The sequence below is a fragment of the Sphingomonas sp. MM-1 genome (genome assembly GCF_000347675.2).
Taxonomy (GTDB): domain Bacteria; phylum Pseudomonadota; class Alphaproteobacteria; order Sphingomonadales; family Sphingomonadaceae; genus Sphingomonas_E; species Sphingomonas_E fennica.
Window position 1 is genome coordinate 1,173,903 of the sequence record NC_020561.1, and the last position, 20,301, is coordinate 1,194,203.

14 protein-coding genes and 1 pseudogene are annotated in these 20,301 nt (G+C 62.3%); 10 read left to right on the forward strand and 5 right to left on the reverse strand.

The genetic code is table 11. From position 1 onward, the window contains the following. Positions 1 to 40: 40 nt before the first annotated feature. Complete coding sequence (locus tag G432_RS05780; RefSeq protein WP_015457889.1) at positions 41 to 745, reverse strand: hypothetical protein; 705 nt, start codon at positions 743 to 745, stop codon at positions 41 to 43. A gap of 140 nt (positions 746 to 885) precedes the next feature. On the opposite strand from G432_RS05780, the gene G432_RS05785 reads away from it, so the two are divergent. Then, positions 886 to 1,137, forward strand: coding sequence for a hypothetical protein (locus G432_RS05785; protein ID WP_015457890.1), 252 nt, complete (start codon positions 886 to 888; stop codon positions 1,135 to 1,137). 169 nt (positions 1,138 to 1,306) lie between these two features. Beyond that, positions 1,307 to 2,137: an alpha/beta fold hydrolase gene (locus tag G432_RS05790; protein WP_015457891.1), complete on the forward strand. Its 831-nt coding sequence runs from the start codon at positions 1,307 to 1,309 to the stop codon at positions 2,135 to 2,137. A gap of 56 nt (positions 2,138 to 2,193) precedes the next feature. Here G432_RS05790 and G432_RS05795 read toward each other — a convergent pair whose 3' ends face one another. Continuing rightward, positions 2,194 to 2,889, reverse strand: a complete 696-nt coding sequence (locus tag G432_RS05795; protein ID WP_015457892.1) for a pentapeptide repeat-containing protein — start codon at positions 2,887 to 2,889, stop codon at positions 2,194 to 2,196. A 31-nt stretch (positions 2,890 to 2,920) separates the two neighbouring features. After that, a complete protein-coding gene (locus tag G432_RS05800) occupies positions 2,921 to 3,415 on the reverse strand; it encodes a DUF2147 domain-containing protein (protein WP_236626858.1) in 495 nt (164 codons plus the stop codon). 133 nt (positions 3,416 to 3,548) lie between these two features. On the opposite strand from G432_RS05800, the gene G432_RS05805 reads away from it, so the two are divergent. The 7 genes and pseudogenes from G432_RS05805 to G432_RS22455 all read left to right on the forward strand — a co-directional run bounded on the left by G432_RS05805 (position 3,549) and on the right by G432_RS22455 (position 12,618). Next, positions 3,549 to 4,358, forward strand: a complete 810-nt coding sequence (locus G432_RS05805; RefSeq protein ID WP_015457894.1) for a TetR family transcriptional regulator — start codon at positions 3,549 to 3,551, stop codon at positions 4,356 to 4,358. A 281-nt stretch (positions 4,359 to 4,639) separates the two neighbouring features. Continuing rightward, entirely contained in the window at positions 4,640 to 5,167 is a 528-nt protein-coding gene (locus tag G432_RS05810; protein WP_015457895.1) for an RNA polymerase sigma factor, read from the forward strand. After that, on the forward strand, positions 5,160 to 6,158 hold the full coding sequence (locus G432_RS05815) for a FecR family protein (protein ID WP_015457896.1): 999 nt from the start codon (positions 5,160 to 5,162) through the stop codon (positions 6,156 to 6,158). The genes G432_RS05810 and G432_RS05815 overlap by 8 nt, the downstream gene beginning before the upstream one ends. A 372-nt stretch (positions 6,159 to 6,530) precedes the next feature. Continuing rightward, complete coding sequence (locus tag G432_RS05820) at positions 6,531 to 9,716, forward strand: TonB-dependent receptor domain-containing protein (RefSeq protein WP_236626859.1); 3,186 nt, start codon at positions 6,531 to 6,533, stop codon at positions 9,714 to 9,716. A gap of 310 nt (positions 9,717 to 10,026) precedes the next feature. Continuing rightward, complete coding sequence (locus G432_RS05825) at positions 10,027 to 10,509, forward strand: FAD-dependent oxidoreductase (protein ID WP_015457898.1); 483 nt, start codon at positions 10,027 to 10,029, stop codon at positions 10,507 to 10,509. 64 nt (positions 10,510 to 10,573) lie between these two features. Next, a pseudogene (locus G432_RS24415) lies at positions 10,574 to 11,370 on the forward strand (oligopeptide:H+ symporter); the annotation flags it as partial. Positions 11,371 to 11,521: 151 nt separating this feature from the next. Continuing rightward, a protein-coding gene (locus G432_RS22455; RefSeq protein ID WP_443024284.1) for an IS3 family transposase occupies positions 11,522 to 12,618 on the forward strand; the annotation gives its coding sequence in 2 pieces (ribosomal slippage) (positions 11,522 to 11,683 and positions 11,686 to 12,618; 1,095 coding nt in all). Between the two features lie 308 nt (positions 12,619 to 12,926). Here G432_RS22455 and G432_RS05845 read toward each other — a convergent pair. After that, positions 12,927 to 18,812 carry an autotransporter domain-containing protein gene (locus G432_RS05845; protein WP_015457901.1) on the reverse strand — a complete coding sequence of 1,962 codons (5,886 nt, stop codon included), beginning with the start codon at positions 18,810 to 18,812 and terminating at the stop codon, positions 12,927 to 12,929. Positions 18,813 to 19,107: 295 nt separating this feature from the next. Here G432_RS05845 and G432_RS23160 point away from each other — a divergent pair, with 295 nt between their 5' ends. After that, on the forward strand, positions 19,108 to 19,377 hold the full coding sequence (locus tag G432_RS23160; RefSeq protein WP_144061998.1) for a hypothetical protein: 270 nt from the start codon (positions 19,108 to 19,110) through the stop codon (positions 19,375 to 19,377). A gap of 48 nt (positions 19,378 to 19,425) precedes the next feature. On the opposite strand, the gene arsH is transcribed toward G432_RS23160, so the two are convergent. Then, a complete protein-coding gene (gene arsH / locus G432_RS05850; protein WP_015457902.1) occupies positions 19,426 to 20,187 on the reverse strand; it encodes an arsenical resistance protein ArsH in 762 nt (253 codons plus the stop codon). Positions 20,188 to 20,301: the final 114 nt, after the last annotated feature.

The window sequence follows — 20,301 nt, forward strand, 5'->3', positions numbered from 1 at the left end:
GTTGCCGGGCAGGCCGCATAGCGCACCGAACCCGGACCTGTCAGCGCGGTCCGGCAGGCGGCCCCTTCCGCCCCGAAGCCGTCTTGGCGAACCATATCACGTGGCGCGGCCCCTTGCCGTTGCCGCGGGCGCGGACGACCACTTCGTCGACGGCGAAGCCTGCCTCCCCCAGCCGGCGGGTGAAGGCCTTGTCGGGCGCGGCGGACCATATCGCCAATATGCCGCCCGGCGCGAGCGCGGCCTTCGCGGCGGCCAGCCCCGGCATCGAATAGAGCCAGTCATTGCCCACCCGGCTGAGGCCATCGGGCCCGTTATCGACATCGAGCAGGATGGCATCCCACTTGCGGGGCGGATTGCGGATCATGGCGGCGACATCGCCCTGGAACAGGGCGACGCGCGGATCATCCAGGCAGCCGGCGGCGAGATCGGCCATCGGCCCGCGCGCCCATTCGATGATTTCCGGCACCAGCTCCGCCACGGTGACGCGCGCGTCGCGGCCCAGCACCGCCAGCGCCGCGCGCAGGGTGAAGCCCATGCCATAGCCCCCGATCAGCAGGTTGGGCGCCGGCCTTTTGCCCAGCCGATCGCACGTCATCACCGCCAGCGCATCTTCCGATCCGCTCATCCGGCTGCTCATCAGCTCGTTGCGGTCGAGCACGATCATGAAATCGCCGCCGCGCCGGAACAGCCGCAACTGTTCGCCGCCCGGCACCATCGCCGTTCCGATAAGTTCGCGCTGCTGCATGTGCCTGCCTTCCGATTCGCGCCGTGCCGGCCCCGCATGGACGAGATCGCCCCCCGGCGAAACAGGCGCCGCGCGATTTCCCTTGCCCGGAAGCCACCCTCCACATTGCCCGGCCCGCCGACAGGCGATAGGCAGCGGGAATGACCGATGCCGATCCCGAACCGCCGACCGATAATGCCGGGGACCCGATAGCCGGCGTGGGCGATATCGTGGATCGCCTGCGCCACCCTATCGCCAATCCGGTCACCCGCGCGCGGCTGCGGGTGGAGCAGGAGGTGCCCGTCGCACGGCGCGGCCCCGGCTGGGACCGCCACTGGCGCGAGCTGGAAGCCTATGCGGAACCCACCGGCGAATGGCCGATGGCGAGGAAGGGCGCCGTCACCCCCGATTGAATCGGGGCGCGTTGCGCCGTCGCTTCAGACAGGCTCCGGCCCGCGATCGCCCTCGCCCCGGATTTCGCGATCGCGATCGGTTTCCCCGTTCGGCGAAGGACGTGGACGGTGTATGAAACTCGCCGCGAGGGTGACGATCCCGGCGCCCCGCTAGCGAGGAGAATCCATCGTGGGCACGATCACTACCAGCGACGGCACCGAGATTTTCTACAAGGATTGGGGTTCGAAGGACGCGCAGCCGATCGTCTTCCATCACGGCTGGCCGCTGAGCGCCGACGACTGGGACAACCAGATGCTGTTCTTCCTCGGCCATGGCTATCGCGTGATCGCCCACGATCGGCGCGGCCATGGTCGGTCGACCCAGACCGATACCGGCAACGAGATGGATACCTATGCCGCCGACGTGATCGCGCTGGCCAAGGCGCTGGACCTGAAGAATGCCATCCATATCGGCCATTCCACCGGCGGGGGCGAGGTGGCGCGCTATGTCGCCCGCGCGGAACCGGGCCGCGTCGCCAAGGCGGTGCTGGTGGGTGCAGTACCGCCGATCATGGTGAAGACCGATGCCAATCCCGGCGGCCTGCCCATCGAGGTCTTCGACGGCTTCCGCAAGGCGCTGGTCGACAATCGCGCGCAATTCTATGTCGATGTGCCGTCGGGCCCCTTCTACGGCTTCAACCGCCCCGGCGCGAAGGTGGATCAGGGCGTCATCTGGAACTGGTGGCGACAGGGCATGGCGGGCGGCGCCAAAGCCCATTATGATTGCATCAAGGCCTTTTCCGAGACCGACTTCACCGAGGACCTGAAGCAGATCGACGTGCCCGTGCTGGTGATGCACGGCACCGACGACCAGATCGTCCCTTATGCGGATGCCGGCCCGCTTTCGGCCAAGCTGCTGAAGAACGGCACGCTCAAATCCTATGAGGGCTTGCCCCACGGCATGTGCACCACCCATGCCGACATCATCAATGCGGACCTGCTGGCCTTCGTCCGAAGCTGACCGGAAAGAGGCGGGGGTGTGGGGCAGGGGCGCCACCGCCCCGCCCTACAGCTTGCTCATCTGACATCGAGCCCCAGCTCGCCCAGAAGCTGCCCGGCCTGATCGCGCGAGATGGTGGCGCCCCGGAACAGGGCGGCATCGCCCAGCCGCAGTCCGCTTATGTCCGCCGCCCGCAGGTCCGCGCCGGCGAAGCGCGATCCGGCCATGTTCGCCTCCCGCAGGCTGCAATCCTCGAACAGCGTATCGCGGAAATCGCAGTTTCGGAGATCGGCCTGGGCGAGGTCCAGCTTGCGCAGCACCTGCCCGCGAAAGGAATGTCCCGCCAGCTTGGCGCCGATCAGCAGCGTTTCCTCGAAAGAAGCATCCACGCCCCGGATGTCGGACAGGTCGCCCCCCGTGAGCTTGCAGCCCCGGAAGAAAGCCGACGTCAGGTTCGACCGCCGGAACACGGCATTGTTGAAATCGCAGGATGCGAAGGCCGCCTCCGTCAGATCGGCGCCGGCAAACGTGGCGAAAGCGCCCCGGCAGGATTGCCACCGCGTTCCTTCCAGAACGGCCGCGGCCAGATCGGCTCGGCGCAGGCTGCACCGTTCGAACACCCAGCCGATGAGGTCGAGCTTGCCGAGCTCCGCCTCGTCCAGCACGCAATCGATAAGGTGGACAGGCGAGGAGCCGGCCGCCAGCTTCCCGATATCCGCACCGGCGAGTTCGAGGCCGCTCAGCGTGCGTCCGGAGAAAAGGTCATCGGCCATCCCTCCCCCATCCCCCGCGCGGCGCCCGGCGTCAACGAATGCGCAGCATGATTTCGGACTGGCAGAAAAAGGCGACGCAGCCCTTCACTTCCAACGTATTGGGGTCCTTGAGCGTCAGATAGCCGGTCTTGGTGCCCCAGCCGCTTTCGGGATCGTAGAGCGAGCCGCCCTTATATTGGGTGGGGCCGCCGGTGAAGCCATCGAACACGCGCAGGCCCTTCACCGGGCGAGTGCGCAGCGCCTTGTCGCCATTCTTGACGTCGCGCAGGTCGGGATTGGCGCGGAGCGTGGGGCCGTCGAGGATGCGGCCGCAGACCGCCGGGCCGCAATTGTAAAGCTCGATGGTGCCGCCGCGATCCTGCGAACGCCAGAGGCCCAGCACCGAGGCTGGCGCGGTTGCCTCGGCAGCATGAACGCCCACTGGCGGCAGAATCGCCAGCAGCGCCGCCGCCGACAGGCGCCCGCCTGCCCCGCACCCGACCCGCCGGAAGCCGGAAAGCAATGGGTTGACCTCAGCGATCCTCATCAAGACTCTCCTTGTTTTTCATATGTTTGATTGCAAAAGCGCCGAACGGCGCGCGCCATCGGCCCGCGCGTCTCGACAAGCTCGGCAGGCCATTCTAATATCTTTTTCGAAATGCTTTCGTAAATAGGATTTTATGGCCAACAGAGGCTGGAATGCGAAGTGGCTCAACAAATCGTCCGGCAGCGTTGGGCGTCCGCGGAGCGTATCGCGCGAACAGGTGATCGCCGCGGCGGTCGAGATCGGTCTCCACCATTTCAGCATGGCGCGGGTGGCCGAGCATCTTGGCGTCAGCATATCGACGCTCTATCAATATGTTGACAATCGGGACGAGCTGCTGAAGCTGGCGATCGACCATCAGCTCTCGGTGGTCGATCTGCCCGGCGACCGGGAGCAGCACTGGGCCGACTATCTCATCGAATATGCCACCAGCCTGCGCGACGTGCTGGCCAGCGAGCCGCACCTCATCCTGCAGGTGATGGACGGCGGCGGCGGCATCGAGCGCGAGCTGGCGCTGACCGAACGTTTCGTCGCGGTGCTGGTCGCGCGCGGATTCACCGTCGCGGAGGCGGTGGCGACCTGGCGCAGCGTCGGCGCGGTCACCCTGGGCGGCGCGATCACCCTCTGCCGCGATCGCGCGGCGGCCGCGCGCGACGGATCGAGCAGCCGGATGCTGCAGCAGGCCTTCACCCATTTCGACGACGACGCCCTGCCGCTGATGCGCGAGGGGGTGGAAGCCTATGCCACCCCGATGGACATGGTGGAGGAACTGCTGCGCCCGGTGATCGAGGATATCGCCCGCAAGCGCGGCGAGACGCTGGTCTGGGCGGAGCGGAAGATCCCCGCCCCGACGGCCGCGACGGACGAGGAGCAGCCGGCGCGGAACGCCGCGCGGCGGCGGGCACCGGCGAAGGGAAGGCCGAAATCGGCCAAGGCGAAAGCCTGAATCACCAATTTCCGAAATGATATCGGAAACCCTCTTGCCAAAGGCGCGGGCATCGGGAAGGATCGCGACGGGGCGGGCCGGATTGCCCCCGGGGGAAGAGGCGATCCGGCCATGATCCAGCGTGCGCGTAAACTTGCATCACCAGAAAACCCCCGGCGATCGGGGGGTTCGGCGTAACGGGTTCATGCGGAAGCGCTGCCTTTCCGCACAGGAAAAACAAGATGGGCAGCGGCACCTCCGGCCTCCATGCGGGGCCGGGAAGCGCCGGAGGAGAGGCGGCCATGGCAGCGCGCGGCGAAAGCCGGGAGGAGGAGTCCGTCGTCCATGAGGCCCTGGCGGCGCGCTATCGCCGGCCGCTGGTGCAATGGTTCCGCAAGCGCGGGCTGGATCACGAAGCCGCCGAGGATTGCGCGCAGGAAAGCTTCGCCCGCCTTTACGGCAGCAGCACCGCCAACGTGCAGAATCCCGACGCCTATCTCTTCCGGGTGGCAAGCTCGGTCCTCGCCGATCGGCGGCGGCGCGCACGCGTCCGCCAGGAGGACCGGCACCTGCCGATCGACGATTTCGACGCGCCGAGTGAGGAGCCCACGCCCGCGCGCGTCTTTGAAGACAGGGAGGCGCTCGCCCGGCTGTCGGCGGCGCTTGCCGAACTGCCGGCGCGGACGCGGGAGATGTTTTTGCTGAACCGGCTCGATCGGGCGAGCTATAGCGAGATCGCGGCCCGGTTCGGCATATCGGTGAGCGCGGTCGAAAAGCATATGATGAAGGTCATCGCCCATTTGCATGCGAGATTCGGGCAAAATGGCTGAATCGGGGAACAGGAACGGGCAATCGCTGACCGCCGCGCGCGCCGCGCGGTGGGTTGCGCGCATGGGTTCCGATCAGCGCACGCCGGGCGATCAGGCCGCGCTGGACGCATGGCTGGCCCAGGACGAGACCCATCGGCGGGCCTATGCCGAACAGCAGCAGCTGTGGGATGCGGTGGGCACGCTGGCCGGCGATCCGGCGGCGCGGGCAGCCCTGCAGGAGGGCGCCCTGCCCGAAGGTTCGCACGAAGACGAGGCTCGCCTCCCGCAGCGGCGGCGCTTCATCGGCTATGGGCTGGCGGCGGCAGCGGCGGCCTGCCTGGCCGTGGTGATCGGCGCGCCGATGCTGGGCGAGCGGACGGAAAGCTATGCCACCGCCCCCGGCGAGCAGCGCAGCGTCACGCTGGCAGACGGATCGGTGGTGACCCTGGATACAGACAGCGCGATCGAAGCCCGGCTGACCGACGGGGAACGGCGGCTGACCTTGATATCCGGCCAGGCGTTCTTCGAGGTCGCCAAGGATGCCGCCCGCCCCTTCCGCGTCTTTGCCGGCCCGAACGAGGTTCGCGCGCTGGGCACCGCCTTCAGCGTGCGGCAGGAGGGGACGGAAACCCGCATCTTCCTGGCGCAGGGAAAAGTGACCGTCCGCAAGCCCGGCCTGCCCGTCGTCCAGATGGAACCGGGCGAGCAGGCCCGATTGACGCCGGCCGCCGCCGCCGTCGCGGTCGGCAAGGTCGATCCCGAGCGCGCGCAGGCCTGGCGGTTCGGGCGGCTGATGTTCGACGCCACCCCACTGGCGACGGCCGTTGCCGAGATCAACCGTTACGGCGCCCGCAAGGTCGTGCTGGCCGATCCCGCGCTGGGCCGGATGAAGATTTCCGGCGTTTTCCACACCCGCCAGCCGGAGGCGTTCGCCGAGACCGTGGCCGCCATCTTCCCGGTCAGGCTTTCCCATTCGGGCGCGGACACCATCATCCTTTCGCCGGCCAGCTGAACCCCGCCCGTCCCCCCTCCCCCCGCGTCGGCGCGACCGGCCTGCTCCGCAGCGAAAATCCGGCCTTCTTTCGCGCAAAGCATGTTCCGGCCTGAGGTATTCGCTCGCGGCTGCGTCCCCGCAATGGTGCGAGGGCCGCTTCGCTCTCGCCTCCTCTCCATACTGCCCGGGCCTCCCCCACGGAGGCCCGGGGCCTTCCGGCCGTGGGATATTCGACTAGCCCTAAAAATATTTTCCAAGACGATTGAGGTATCCGCCCGGCGTTGCGTCCCTGAGACTACGAACGATCGAAACCGGCGGAAGCAATGCCGGAATAAAATGAGGGGGATGTCAATGTTCCGAAATCGAGGCGCCTCGTTCCGATTGGCGTTGATGGCGGGTGCCGCCCTGTGCGCATCGGTTCCATTGCAATATGCTTCGGCCGCCGACCTGCGCGATTATGCGATCGCCGCCCAGGACCTCGGCAGCGCGATCCGCAAGTTCGCGCTGGAAACCGGACGCGACATTGCCTTCGATCCGGCGATCGTGGCCGGCAAGAAGAGCCGCGGGCTATCGGGCAAGCGATCGGAAGAAGATGCGCTGCGCGCGCTGCTGGAAGGGACCGGCCTGCGCTATATCCGCACCGCGACCGGCTATGCCATCGTCGCCAGCCCGGAAGGCGCGACGGGCGCCGTCACCCCGGCCGAGACGCTCGACATCGTGGTGACGGCGCAGAAGCGTGAGGAGAAGATCCTGGACGTGCCGATCGCGGTATCGGCTTTTTCGGGGACTCAGCTCGATCGCCAGAAGATCGAAAGCGGCGCCGATCTGGTGCGCGGGGTGCCGAACCTGAACTTCTCGAAAAGCTTTTCGAGCATGTACAATATCGGCATCCGCGGCATCGGCACCAAGGCACTGAACTCGTCGAGCGATCCGGGCGTGGCGGTGAGCTACAACAATACGCCGCTGATCCGGAATCGCCTGTTCGAGCAGGAATTCTTCGACACCTCCCGGCTGGAGGTGCTGCGCGGCCCGCAAGGCACGCTCTACGGCCGCAACGCCACCGGCGGCGTGGTCAACATCTTCCCCGCGCTGCCCACCAGCGAGTTTGAGGGCGAGCTGAAAGGCGAGGTGGGAAACTATGAGACCCGCCGGGTGAGCGGGATGCTCAATATCCCGCTGACCGATACGTTCTCGATCCGCGGCGCGGGCGCCTACACCAAGCGCGAGGGTTTCGATTATAACGAGTTCACCCGCAACCGGGTGAACGGGCGCGATCTCTGGTCGACGCGCCTTTCCGCGCAATGGGAGCCCAGCGACCGCTTCAAAGCGAACGTCATCTGGGAACATTTCAACGAGGATGACGATCGCTCCCGCACCGGCAAGGCACTGTGCACCACCGACCCAGGCCCGGAAATGGTGGGCAGCACTATTGTTCCCGATCGGTTGCGCAGCCGCCTAAGTCAGGGTTGCTTGCCTGGATCGCTTTACGACGATGCCGCCTTCGGCGTGCCCAATGCCGCAAGCCAGACCGCGCTCTATTATGCCCAAAGCGTCGGCATCGGATTTACGCCGGGGCCAGCCGGAACGATGATTCCCGGTGATATCATCTATCTCGTAAAACCGGGAGACCCCTATGCGGGGATCGTTCAATCGCGCGACCCGCGTAAAATTTCTACCGCTGTCGACCCCACCTTCCGGGCCAAAAACGATATCGTTCAATTGAATCTGGAATGGAAAGCGGCAGAAAATCTCACTTTAATATCCCAAACTGCATACAGCCGCGATCGCTGGTATTCATCGCAGGATTACAACAGATTTGTTTCAAATCCTCTATTCGGTGACAGCATAGGTACCGTTAATGTTCTGAACTCCCCCTTTGCGGATGATGGCCCCGTTCCAGGTGGCGTCTATACCGATCCTCAGCTTGGGCCATCGGACAGGCTTTTGACTGTGGACTTGAATCGAACACGCACTCGCCAATGGACACAAGAAATTCGCCTTCAATCTGATTTTTCCGGCAAAATCAATTTCAACATAGGTGCGAATTATCTCAATTTTAAAACAAAAGACGATTATTACGCCTTCAGCAATCTGTTCAATCTTACTGCCACATTTGCATATTTGCGCGATTCCGATAAGGAATATGGCAATCCACCAATTTTAACATCATTATATTGCCCGCCCGGAACTACGGATCCAGCTTGCATATACGGCCTATATCAAGATAGAAACCCCCTAGATCAAGTCGATGATCAGGGCCACAATTACTTTCTTAGTCGCAATAACGTTAAAACAAAGTCATGGGCCATATTTGGAGAAACTTATCTGCAATTTAACGACGAACTTAAGTTAACTCTTGGCGCTCGATATACCGACGACAAGAAATATCAAACGCAAATCCCTAGCCAGCTACTTCTAACCAGCGCTATCGTAACAGGCGGAACCGTTAACTATGGATATCCGTCTTTGCCGGATATCAATCAAAGCTGGGGTCGATTCACAGGTCGCGTTGTAGTTGATTGGAAGCCGAGCCTATCATTCACTAATGATACTCTGGTCTACGGATCCATCTCCCGTGGATATAAAGGCGGCGGCGCCAATCCTCCGCGCGTTGATTTCGATCCCCGTATTGTTCAATACGTTCCGCTGCCCGACAGGTACAAGCCAGAATATCTGACCTCCTTTGAGGTTGGCACAAAAAATCTTCTGGCAAATAACAAAATAAGCCTGAACGCAACGGCATTTTTCTACGATTATGATGATTACCAGATATCCCAAGTAACAGATCGGATCACATACACGGAAAATTTCGATGCACAGACTTGGGGCCTTGAATTAGAGGCAACCTGGCAACCTAATCGGAATTTTCGTTTCAACAGCAGCCTTGGGTATCTCAACACAAAATTGAAGAAGAACGCGAAATCGATTGATGTGATGGATCGCACCCAGGGAAATCCAGATTGGACGGTTGTTCGCCCCTGGCTACAAGTTCCAACGAACTGCATTGCACCGACAAAATATGTCGAGAAAGTGATCAGCACCTTTCCGAGCGAGCTGGCTCTCGCCGCACTGTGCCCAGGATCGACAGGTATTGGTTCATATAACCCCAACATACCGCCAGAAACCACCGTTCCATATTGGCAATATCTTGGATTTACCTACGACCCTCTGACGGAGGCCCCTAATGCTGGCCGAGGCTTTGACGCCGATCTTTCAGGGAACGATCTACCGAATTCGCCCCATATTACTTTCAATGTCGGCGCGCAATATACGGTTTTCGTGGACAATGATGACTGGGAATTAACCCTTAGAGGCGACTATTATCGGCAGTCCAAAAGTTACGCACGGGTATATAATACGGAATTCGATAGATTGAAGGGTTGGGGAAATCTGAATCTATCCCTTACATTTTCTCGACCAGCAGATGAGTTGTCATTCCAGTTATATGTCAAAAATGCGCTCAATGATCAGCCCATCACAGACGTTTTCTTGAGCGCCGACGACATTGGCATGCCGGCAAATACATTTTATCTGGACCCAAGAATCATTGGATTCAACGTAACCAAGAAGTTCTAAAAGTTCTAATATGAGAGAGGGCGGCCGCCGTCGATGGCAGGACGGAGGCCCCCTTCCCGGAGCAGCGAGCATCGGCCGCCCACTTTTTCCGCGCTCTGCCGTCAGCCCATCGTGACCCGGATCACAGCGTGCCGCCGGCCGCCATTTACCATGATCCGCGTCCCTCGCACGCGGCGAAGGATCGGGGCGACGGCCACCCACGTCGCCCCGCCCGCCCCTTGCTCCCGGCACGAGAAGCGCCTTTCCCAAACCCTACATCCGTCAGCGTCCGCCATTGGCCGGACCGGATTTTCGCGCTAGCGATGGGCGCATGGGGGGTATCGACATCGCCGTGGCCGGCTGTGGACCGGCGGGGCTGGCCGCGGCGCTGCTGCTGCGGCGCGACGGCCATCGGGTGACGCTGTTCGACCGGTTCGAGGCTCCCCGCCCGATCGGATCGGGCCTGATGATCCAGCCGACCGGCCTTGCCGTGCTGGAACGGATGGGCCTCGCCGATGCAGTCATCCAAAACGGCGCGCGGATCGACAGGCTGACGGGACAGGCGGGCCCCAGGGGCTCGATCGTGCTCGACGTCCATTATGCCGCGCTCGGGCGGAAAGCCGCTTTCGGGATCGGCATCCACCGCGCGCGGGTCGTTGTGGATTTCGGCGCGCCCGGCGTCGGGACGATCCGAGCAATGCGGGCGACCGGCACGCCTCTGCGAACCCCTCGTCGGTCCGGAGTAGCCGCTCCCCATCGCCTGAAGGGGTTAGTGGCCGCCGTGCAGGCTGGAGAGTCAAAGTCGCGCGGATAGCGGTTTAACAGCGCGCACCCGCTGCCATGTTCCTAAGATCATTGACCTGAGGGTCCGCCCGCGCATGTCCGCAACTCTCGCTTCCGCGTCCAGCCTTCCCGCCGAGCGAACGCTGCTCGGCCACACCCGTGGCCTGGTCGTTCTGTTCTTCGTGGAGATTCTTATTACGGCATGCGCGCGCTGCTGATCTTCTACTTGACCAAGCACTTCCTGCTGGCGGACGAAGCCGTCCTCCGCCATTTACGGCGCCTATACGTCACTGATGTACATCACGCTGGTGATCAGTGGCTATCCCGCCGACCGCTATCTCGGCGCCTGGAAAGCAGTGCTGGTCGGCGGTGCCTTCATCGCCGCCGGTCATATCGGCATCGCCCTCAGCGAGGGGCCGGTCGGCGGCTCTGGCATCTTCCTCGACCTGCTCTTCCTGTCGCTCGCCTCGATCATCGTCGGCACCGGCTTTTTTGAAGGCCAACATCTCAGTTCTGATTGGCCAGTTCTACCCGCGGTCGAATGTCCGGCGCGACGCTGGCTTTTCGATCTTCTTCATGGGCATCAACGTCGGCGGAGCGATCGTCTGCGGCCTGCTCGGCGAAACGGTCGGCTGGGCTTGGGGCTTCGGCGCGGCCGGGATGCTGCTTGGCCTCGTCTGCTTCGTGGCAGCGCGAAACTGACTCGCCGGCGTCGGCACGTCACCCGCGCCGGAGTGTCTGCGCGGGCGCTCGCCGATCGGTCGGACCGCGGATCGAGCGCGACCGCGTGTTCGGCGCCTTGTTCTTGATCGCGCTCTGCCCGCTGTTCGAGCAGGCGGGCTCGTCGATCAACACCTATACCGACCGCGCGGTCGACCGCGGCTTCTTCGGAGCCCCTCCTGGAATCGGTCATCGTTCTCAATCTGAACCGACGGCAGCAATTGGGAACCGGAAACGCCCCGTTCTATGTCCGCAAAGTCATTGACGTGCTCCCCTGAAACTCCGCCAGTCTGAGCTAGAGTCCTTCATGAAGGAGGACGACGATGAAGCGCAGCAGGTTCACCGAGGAGCAGATTATCGGGATCTTGCGGGAGCAGGAGGCCGGTTCGAAGACGGGGGATGTGTGCCGCAAGCACGGCGTGAGCAGTGCGACATTCTACAAGTGGAAGGCGACGTATGGCGGCATGGACGTGTCGCCATCAAGCTGCCCGGGAAGCATCTCCGCCCAAAGCCCCTCACCCAGCGCCTTGCGCAGCCGGTAGGTGCCGTGCAGCGCCTCGGGCCTGCCGCTCGTCGAAGGGCTGTCGAGGATGTTCGGCAGGCCTTCGGCATCAGCGAGCGTCGGGCCTGTGCCATCCTTGGCGTGGATCGATCGTCGATGCGCTATGCGCATCGGCGTGGTGATGATGGCGACCTGCGGTCGCGTCTTCGCGAGATCGCGCTTGAACGTCGCCGGTTCGGCTACCGGCGGCTGGGGACCATGCTGGCCCGCGAGGGCATCGTGATGAACCACAAGAAGCTGCTGCGGCTATATCGCGAGGAGAACTTGCGTGTGCGGCGCCGGCGGGGCCGCAAGCGAGCGATGGGCACGCGAGCACCGATGACGTTACCGCAAGGTCCGAACCAGCGTTGGAGCCTGGACTTCGTGAGCGACACGCTGGTGTGCAGCCGGCGTATCCGTATCCTTGCGGTGGTGGACGACTTCACGCGGGAGAACCTCGCGCTGGTGGTCGATACGTCGCTGTCGGGTGCTCGTGTGGCGCGCGAGCTCGATGCGATCATCGCGGTTCGCGGCAAGCCGCTGATGATCGTGAGCGACAACGGCACGGAACTGACCAGCCTCGCGATCCTGCGTTGGGCGCAGGACCGGGGGATCGAGTGGCACTATATCGCGCCGGGCAAGCCGCAGCAGAACGGCTACGTCGAGAGCTTTAATGGTCGCTTGCGCGACGAATGCCTGAACGAGACGCTGTTCGCGTCCCTCAGCCATGCGCGGTCGGTGCTGCGGGCATGGCGCGACGACTACAACTACGTGCGGCCGCATAGCGGGATAGGCGGGCTGACGCCCGCCAATGCTGCCGGGCGGGTTGCACAACCCAACCCGCCAGGGCACCCTGGCAACCCCGGACTCTACTTATGAGTGGAGGAGAAAAGGGGAGCACGTCATCATCACCCCCGAAACGGCCACTTGCGGGTAGAAAATGTCGAAATTCGATCAGAGGACCTTGCCGGCATCCGGTGGCGCCAGGCAAGAGCCGCCCGCTTTGCGGTGGCCGAGGCGCTGTGGAGAGCTTTCCGAAAGTTGACAAACGGTTGGCGTACACGGCCACAAATTTAGGAAACTGACTCGACCGCATTCCCTATATCGCCAACAAAAGCTGGCGCCTCGCACGACCACCAAACGGCTCTGCCAATTGGATATCGAGCGAGGCGCTGAACCCGCGCAAGCTAAAAGTTTACGCGCAGACCGACATTGACGTTGTGGCCGTTACCCACTTCACTAAATTCACCCTGATATGTACCGAACAGGCTGATGCCGCTGCCAAGGTCAGCCGCCACGCCGGCGCCGGCCGTGGCCAGCGTTCCCCCGCGCGCCACGCCATAAGACACGAAGTCCCCAGTTACGCCTGTGAACCCCGCCACCGCGGATGTATTTCGGCCGGAGACCTGATGCCGCAAGCCCAGTGACGCCCATGGCCGGACGGCACCGTCGTTACGCTGTAGCGCCAAGGTCCCGTCGAGGAAGCTCGCGTTGGACGTCTTGCCGGCAACCGAAAGACCGAACGGGCCAGCGTCCCGTTCCGTGGCGCCGCTGCGCCGAGTGGATACGTAAGTGAACCCCAATTGCGGCGACAAGAACCAGTTCGTCGCGACCGGCAAGCTGTAGGCGATCGCGGCATCGGCGATCCAACTGCGGAGGTCATAACGGGACCGCGCAGTGCGCTGACCGGGCAAGGCCCGGCTGGTCTTGGCGGAGCCGCCGTCATAGCTGATCAGGACATTCGCCGAAAAAGCATCCTCCACATAGCCGACGATGACGCCGCCGAAGACGCCGTCAGCATCAGTGGAAGCACCGAGCTGCGAAATATCCTGATCGCTGTTCAGAAAGCCGATGAAGCCACCGAGGGATATTGGCCCGGCTGCATAGCCGATCCCGCTCAGCATGCCGTAGCTATCGACATTGGTTCGTGCCACGCCCGCCTTTGCGTCGCCTTCAAGCTCGCGCTTGCTGCCCAGTGCCTGGCCGAAGCCGAACCAACCCTGGGCCGGTCGTGGCTCGACGAAGTTGACCCGTCCCGCCTTCGCGACATCCAACGCACGTTCGATGCCGATCTGGGTAGCCGACGCATAGGTTTGGGCATTCAACAGCGCGAATGCCTCGCCATTGGTGTCGCCCGACGGTGTCAACAACAACGGCAGCGCGCCCAACAGTGTGGGCGACGCCTCCCCTGCGACCAGCACAGCGTTTACATAATCCACCGTCGCTGCCGTCTGGCCGCCGAGTCCGACCTTGGCGAACTGGCCCAGCAACTGGATGCGGTCATCGGTTTGGCGAATGAAACCGAATGTCGCGCTTTGTGAAATATCCGCAAAGGCTCCCGTGATCCCGCCATCGGCGATGATGAGATCCAATGCCGTGCCCGGCGTCAGCGGTCGGTCACCGGTCAGCGCCAACTTAGCGCCGTCCTCGATGGCAAGCATACCGGAGATCAGCAATTGGTCGCTGACGCTTACTCCAAGCTCGAACAGAGTGGTCGAGCTGGCCGCAAGCGCAACATTGCCGGTGACAGCCATTGTTCCCGGCGACGCGCCAGGTGACAATGTTCCCGCCACGCTTATGTCGCCCACAACCGTTCCGGCGCTACCGAAAGTCGCGCCCGAAGCCACGATGATATGCGGTGCGATAATAGTCGATCCCGTATGACCGATCAGCCGGCCTCCGCTGATGAAGAGAGTCTGGTAGGCGAGCGTACCGTCAACCGCGGTGACACCGGCCATCGTCTCGAACGTCTCGAAGTTGCTATAGGCCGACGGATTGAACAGGGTTGGTGTTTGGACGGTACCGGAAAAACGCAGGCTCAGCGTATCACTGCCAAGGCCACCATCGACCGGACCGCTATTCTCGTCATAGTTGGCGATGTAGTGGTCATTACCGGCGCCGAGATCGATGGCGCCGCCAACCGATCCATTGTTGGCGAAGCTGTCGTCGCCCGCGCCTGTTTCGATCGCGCCATAGATCGCGCCGTTGTTGACGATCGACTGATTACCCTCCCGTCCGCGAAGCGTGACTGATCCGCTCGTCCGAAGCTCGCTTCCCTCGGCCACGATGAAATTGCCGCCGGCAAGGCCCAGCGTTTCGAACGGCAGTTCCATGTCGGCCAACAACATTCCACTGCCGGTGACCGCATATTCCTCAAAATTGACGAACGGGGTGAAATCAGGCGCGGCAACGCCATCGGTCAGTTCGAATATCAACAGGTCGACGCCATCGCCGGCGTCGACCCTCCCGCTCACGCTACCATTGGAGCGCAGGACAAAGCGATCGCGTCCGCTGCCGATGGTCACATCCCCTTCGATGATGCCACCATTATCGACGGATATGTCGCCCCATATGGTTTCCGGATAGCCATATTGACCTATCGTGACGCGGTAGGCGCTGAGTTCCACGTCGCCAACGATGCGACCGGTGTTGCTAAGGACGATCGCCGGTTCAACGCCATCGTCGGCAGATCGGTCGAAGTTGGAGACAGCAATCGCATAACCGCCGATTCCGTCGATCAATCCGCTATTGACGATGCGGACCTGCGATCTGTTCTGATCCGACTGGTTGAAAACGTGCAGAGCAGCACCGTTGGTATCGAGCGTGGATAAAGTCCCGCTATTGGTGAAATCGATCGAGGACCGCCGCATCCCCAGGACAACGCCTCCGTTGATGGTTCCGCTGTTGGTCAGTCTCGCGGCAAACTCTCCATCGGTGGAGAAGTCCTGAGAGATGAGAACCGCCGATGTAGTGTTGAAAACAAATGAGGCGTCGGAGATGGTGCCGCTGTTAGCGAACAAGAAATCCTGGTCGCCGGCGGCGACAAGCTCGACAATGCTGTTACCCGCTATCATATTGGTGATCGCCCCTGAATTGGCGAAATCACGCGCGATCCCATTTATGCGGAATGCACCGCTACCCTCGTTAGAGAAAGCTAGCGCGCCTGCCCGGTCGCCACGCAGGGAGCGATTAAGCACGATTGCAGCCCCTCCATCGATGTTGGCGCCGAAATCGATCGTGTTGACAAGCTTGCCGGATCCATAAAACTGCACGGAGTGATTGGACGTGGGGCCGATACCCGTCAAAGTCAGCACCGTGTCGGCCGTGGCGGCCTCGATCGCCTCCGCCTCGAAGGAAGCTGGCAGGCCTTGCCCGATGCTCACCGTTGCATTGGCGCGGAAGGTGCGGCCATAGAGATCGTAACCGTCGCCGCCGTCGACGATGCCGCTGACGCCCACTTGGTCTCCTTCGACCAGCAGGATATCATTGCCGCTGCCGAATAGCAGATTGCCCTCGATAGTGCCGCCGGCAGCGATGTAGGTGCCGCTGCTATAGCCGAAGCCGTCCGTTCGGCCGATCAGGACATCGCCGACGATAGTGCCAGCATTTTCGATCGATATCGTTGCCGTTGAAGTGATGGCCGGTCCGCTGGATCCCCCCTTGATCACCCCGCCTGCGCCGTTCACGACCCGCACCGAACTATAGCCGGAATGACGGATTGCTTCTGCCTCCCAGCTTTCGATCGTTCCGAGATTGGTTATCACGCCGTCCGTGAAACCAGCCGAAAGGACGGCAACGTCGCCTGTGGAGATCAGGCCGTTATTGACGAGCGACTGAAAGCCACTGATTCCGAACGACGATGCGCCACCACTGACCTGCGAGATCGTACCGTCATTGGTGACCATTCTCACACCGCTGGCCGCGATCCCGCCATCGAGTGCAATCGTGCCGGCGTTGACAACCGACGCGCCACCCGACACCGCGGCGGCGGTGCCATATGCCGGATCGACGGTGGATTTCAGCGTTATGATGCCGTGGTTCGTGAACAGATCGCCAAAATCCAGTCTGACTGCGGCAGGGTAGTAATAAGAACGGCCTTCATCGAAGCTCGCGGTAATGGCACCGCGGCTGATGATGCTGGTGGCATCCTGGGCACCTGCCGGCAGTTCGCCGGGCAATGGAATGCGCGTGATCGTGGCATCGATGGCGGCGGCGTTCGTCTGAGTCAGATCGACCGAGAGATCCGCGGTGCCGCGACCGGTCAATCCGAAACCGGCGCCGCCGATGGCACCCGCGAACTTGACCGTCTTGCCCTCCGATACGTCTATCGCGACCTGCTCGAACCCTGTCACCGAGGTGCCGCCCAGCGTGAGATCCGCGTCCTCGCTAACGCGAGCGAGGATTACGTCGAAACCTTCACCCCCATCCAGTGTGCCATTGACGCCAGCCAGCATCGCCCCTGCACGCGACGAGCCATCAACGACGTAATAATCTTCCCCACTCCCGAGCTTGATATCGCCATTCACAACCCCACCGTCGCGCTGAATGAAGACATTCTGTGAATCACGGCCCGTAAAGTCGACATCGCCATCGATTCGACCGGCGTTGACGACCGTCGCAGACTGATAGGAATAAGGATCGATGGTCGGGTAGCCGATTGCGACGCCGACACCGCTGATTACCCCACCTGCGAGATTTTCGATCCTGGCTGATCCGCCGATCAGTCCGATCGTCAAGGGGCCGGTCGATTGAATCGTGCCGCTGTTGATGATGGTCTGCGCATCGAATCCGGTAGCGATAGCCATGCCGCCGCTGGCGGAAATTGTGCCGCTATTCTCCACCTGCTTCGCGAAATCGACGTTGATGGCGGCCAGCGCGGGATCGGACAGCATTGCCTCGATCGTGCCACGGTTGACGATTGTCAGATCTACGATTCCATAAGCGCCCCGGCCGATGGCTGGGCCCGACGTGGTTATCCGCCCGTCGTTGATCAGCTTGCCTTGGCCCGTCACGGTGAACGCGACGGTTGAATCATAGTCGATGCCGAGCGTGAGTTCCGCGCCATCGACCAAGGCCGCGCCGAAGACCTGGAAATTGCGGGGCAGCACCGGGCCGGCATTCAACGTGGAGTCGGTCCGCACAGACACTTCGATGCTGTTGCGGCCCGCACCGCCATCGATTAGCCCCACAATGCCGGTCGAGATCAGGCCCTGATCGTCGATCGACACCACCAAAACGTCATCACCGGCGCCCAGCAGCACATCGCCGGTTATGATGCCACCCTGACTGCTATCGATCCGGCTGCTGCCGGTGGCTGTGACCGCGCCGTCTATCATTCCCCGGTTGATCAATTGCAGATCGCTTGCCGCAATCGCCACCGAACCGCCGGTCGTGATCGTGCCGGCGGCTTCGTTGGTCAGGCTCAGATAGCCCGCAGCGGTTATGGCCTTGCCCGTCGGGCCGTTCTCGATAGCTCCGCTGTTGATGATCGACAGGAAATCAAGCGCACTGTGGATCGTCGCGGCCGTGCCGCGCGAAAGGATCGCCCCCTCGTTCGATACCGTGGCGTAGCTAGTGCCGAAAATGGGATCAGTCGCGCGCTTCAGGTCAAGCGCGCTTGCCGCACCGCCATCAATCGTGCCCTGGTTGCTGACCTCCCTCACGCCCGCGGCCACGCCGCCGATGAAGCCTCCATCGCGGTTGAGCAACTGGCTGATATAGACCGCCCCAGATCCGGAGCCTCGGATCGCGGCGCCGGAGGAGGATGTGATCGAACCCATATTGTCGATCGACGCCGTGACGTGGCCTCGTAGATTATACGATGCTTGCGACAGCTCGATCCCGGCATTGCCCGTTACGGTTGCCGCGTCTCCGACGATAATCGTAGTGTGGGCATGTGGATAGACATAAGGATAGACATAATTGCCATTGGGCGGCGACGCGCCGGCATAGGGATCTGTATTGAATATCGGGCGGCCGTTCTGAACGCGGATGCCGACGTCGCTTGCGTGAACACTGCCGTCTATGCGGAGTGTAATGCCGTCATTCTGCGTGGTGATGCCGGCTCCCGACATAGTTTCAATGACAGCACCCTGTGCCACGACAACAGTGCTCTGCAATGTATCGACAAGCAGCGAGCCCGTAGTGCCCGTGCAGTTCGTGATAATCCGGGCCTGTGTGGGATTGGGCGAACAAGCAGCAGAGGCTGCCCCGCTTCCAAATACGGCGATGGCAGCAAGGCCACCCCCGGCCAGCAACACTCGCCGGGACGTTTTATAGCTATGGAAATTCACTAACCTATACTCCCCCTGAAGCGGGTTAGCTAGCACAAGCATCTACTGAAGCAAGAACTCCGATCCATGACGGATTGAGCCCACAGCTCAGTTCAGGTCGACCTTTCCGTTGCTAGAAGTTCGATCTCGGCTTACCTAATTAATCCTGCCGCAACGGCGGTTTCCGCCGATAAAGCCGACATAGTGGGGACTTTCCGGTTTCCAGTGCTGCCGTTGGTTCAGATTGAGAACGGCGACCGGTTTCGGGACGCGTCCAGAGCCGCAGGAACGTCAGCTTCGTCGGGGAAAGCGGACGTTGCAATTAAACCTTTCTGTGGCAAGCTTTTCGCGCCCATCCATGAAGGAGGCGAATATGCCCTCCGCTCAAATCGAACCGCCGAGCGAGAGCAAACCGAAACAAGCCGCTGAAGCCTTAGGCGATGCGGTGATTGGTCAAGTGTTCGAAGGGATCATCGACGGCGCGGCAAAGGTCATGTCAGGAGCCGGCGAGTTGGCTGCCGATTGCAGAAGTGCTGTAGTGGAAGCTGCGTGCCAGGTTGCGGGATCAGTGCTGGACGGTTTGTAAGGAGACCCGGAGGGGCGTCGACGTCCGCAATGCCGGCGTCAGCGGACGTCAAGCTTCCAGACACGTCCGGGCCGCGCCGATGGCTATGGCCGAATGGTCTTCGCCGCGGGAGATTTCCATCTCCGCCGCCTTGCGCTCCGAATAGCGGTCGACGAGTTGCTGAGCGTGGGGCCGCAACAGCACGGTAAAACGGACCAGTTCCTCCATCACGTCCACGATCCGGTCATAATAGCTCGATGGCTTCATCCGCCCATTCTCGTCGAACTCCTTGTACGCCATCGCCACGGAAGACTGGTTGGGGATGGTGAACATGCGCATCCAGCGGCCAAGCAGGCGCAGTGAGTTGACGGCGTTGAACGACTGCGATCCGCCAGAGACCTGCATGACGGCGAGCGTGCGGCCCTGGGTCGGGCGCATCCCCTTCATCTCCAGCGGCAGGTGATCGATCTGCGTTTTCATGATGCCGGTGATTTGACCGTGGCGTTCGGGACTGCACCAGACCATGCCTTCGGACCATAGTGCATGTTCGCGCAGCATATGGACTGCGGGGTGGTCGTCGTTGGAGACCTGATCGGGCAGCGGCAGCGTCGACGGATCGAAAATACGCGTTTCGGCACCGAAGAAGCTGAGCAGCCGTGCCGCTTCCTCGACGGCAAACCGAGAGAAGGATCGTTCGCGCAGCGATCCGTAGAGGAGCAAGATCCGCGGCGCCGGTTCGAGCGGCCCCAGCCCCGGCGCCGGGCGCTGATAGATGAACCGCTGTTCGAGATTGGGCAGATGATCGGGGTCGATAAGCGTGCGCAGCAGCATCAGTGGAGAACCTTGTGCAGATGAGTGGCGCTCGCCGGGCAGAGCGCGGTGGATTCATGAACGACAGCCATCTCGGCCGGCGCGGTTGCTGGCGCGGCGATCAGGTCGTCCTGG

Coding starts and splice junctions, on each gene's coding strand:
- G432_RS05795 (WP_015457892.1), bottom strand. CDS start 2,889: ATGGCCGATGACCTTTTCTCCGGACGCACGCTGAGCGGCCTCGAACTC.
- arsH (WP_015457902.1), bottom strand. CDS start 20,187: ATGCTGCTGCGCACGCTTATCGACCCCGATCATCTGCCCAATCTCGAA.
- G432_RS05815 (WP_015457896.1), top strand. CDS start 5,160: ATGGCTGAATCGGGGAACAGGAACGGGCAATCGCTGACCGCCGCGCGC.
- G432_RS05780 (WP_015457889.1), bottom strand. CDS start 745: ATGCAGCAGCGCGAACTTATCGGAACGGCGATGGTGCCGGGCGGCGAA.
- G432_RS05785 (WP_015457890.1), top strand. CDS start 886: ATGACCGATGCCGATCCCGAACCGCCGACCGATAATGCCGGGGACCCG.
- G432_RS05810 (WP_015457895.1), top strand. CDS start 4,640: ATGGCAGCGCGCGGCGAAAGCCGGGAGGAGGAGTCCGTCGTCCATGAG.
- G432_RS05825 (WP_015457898.1), top strand. CDS start 10,027: ATGGGGGGTATCGACATCGCCGTGGCCGGCTGTGGACCGGCGGGGCTG.
- G432_RS05805 (WP_015457894.1), top strand. CDS start 3,549: ATGGCCAACAGAGGCTGGAATGCGAAGTGGCTCAACAAATCGTCCGGC.
- G432_RS05820 (WP_236626859.1), top strand. CDS start 6,531: ATGGCGGGTGCCGCCCTGTGCGCATCGGTTCCATTGCAATATGCTTCG.
- G432_RS05800 (WP_236626858.1), bottom strand. CDS start 3,415: ATGAGGATCGCTGAGGTCAACCCATTGCTTTCCGGCTTCCGGCGGGTC.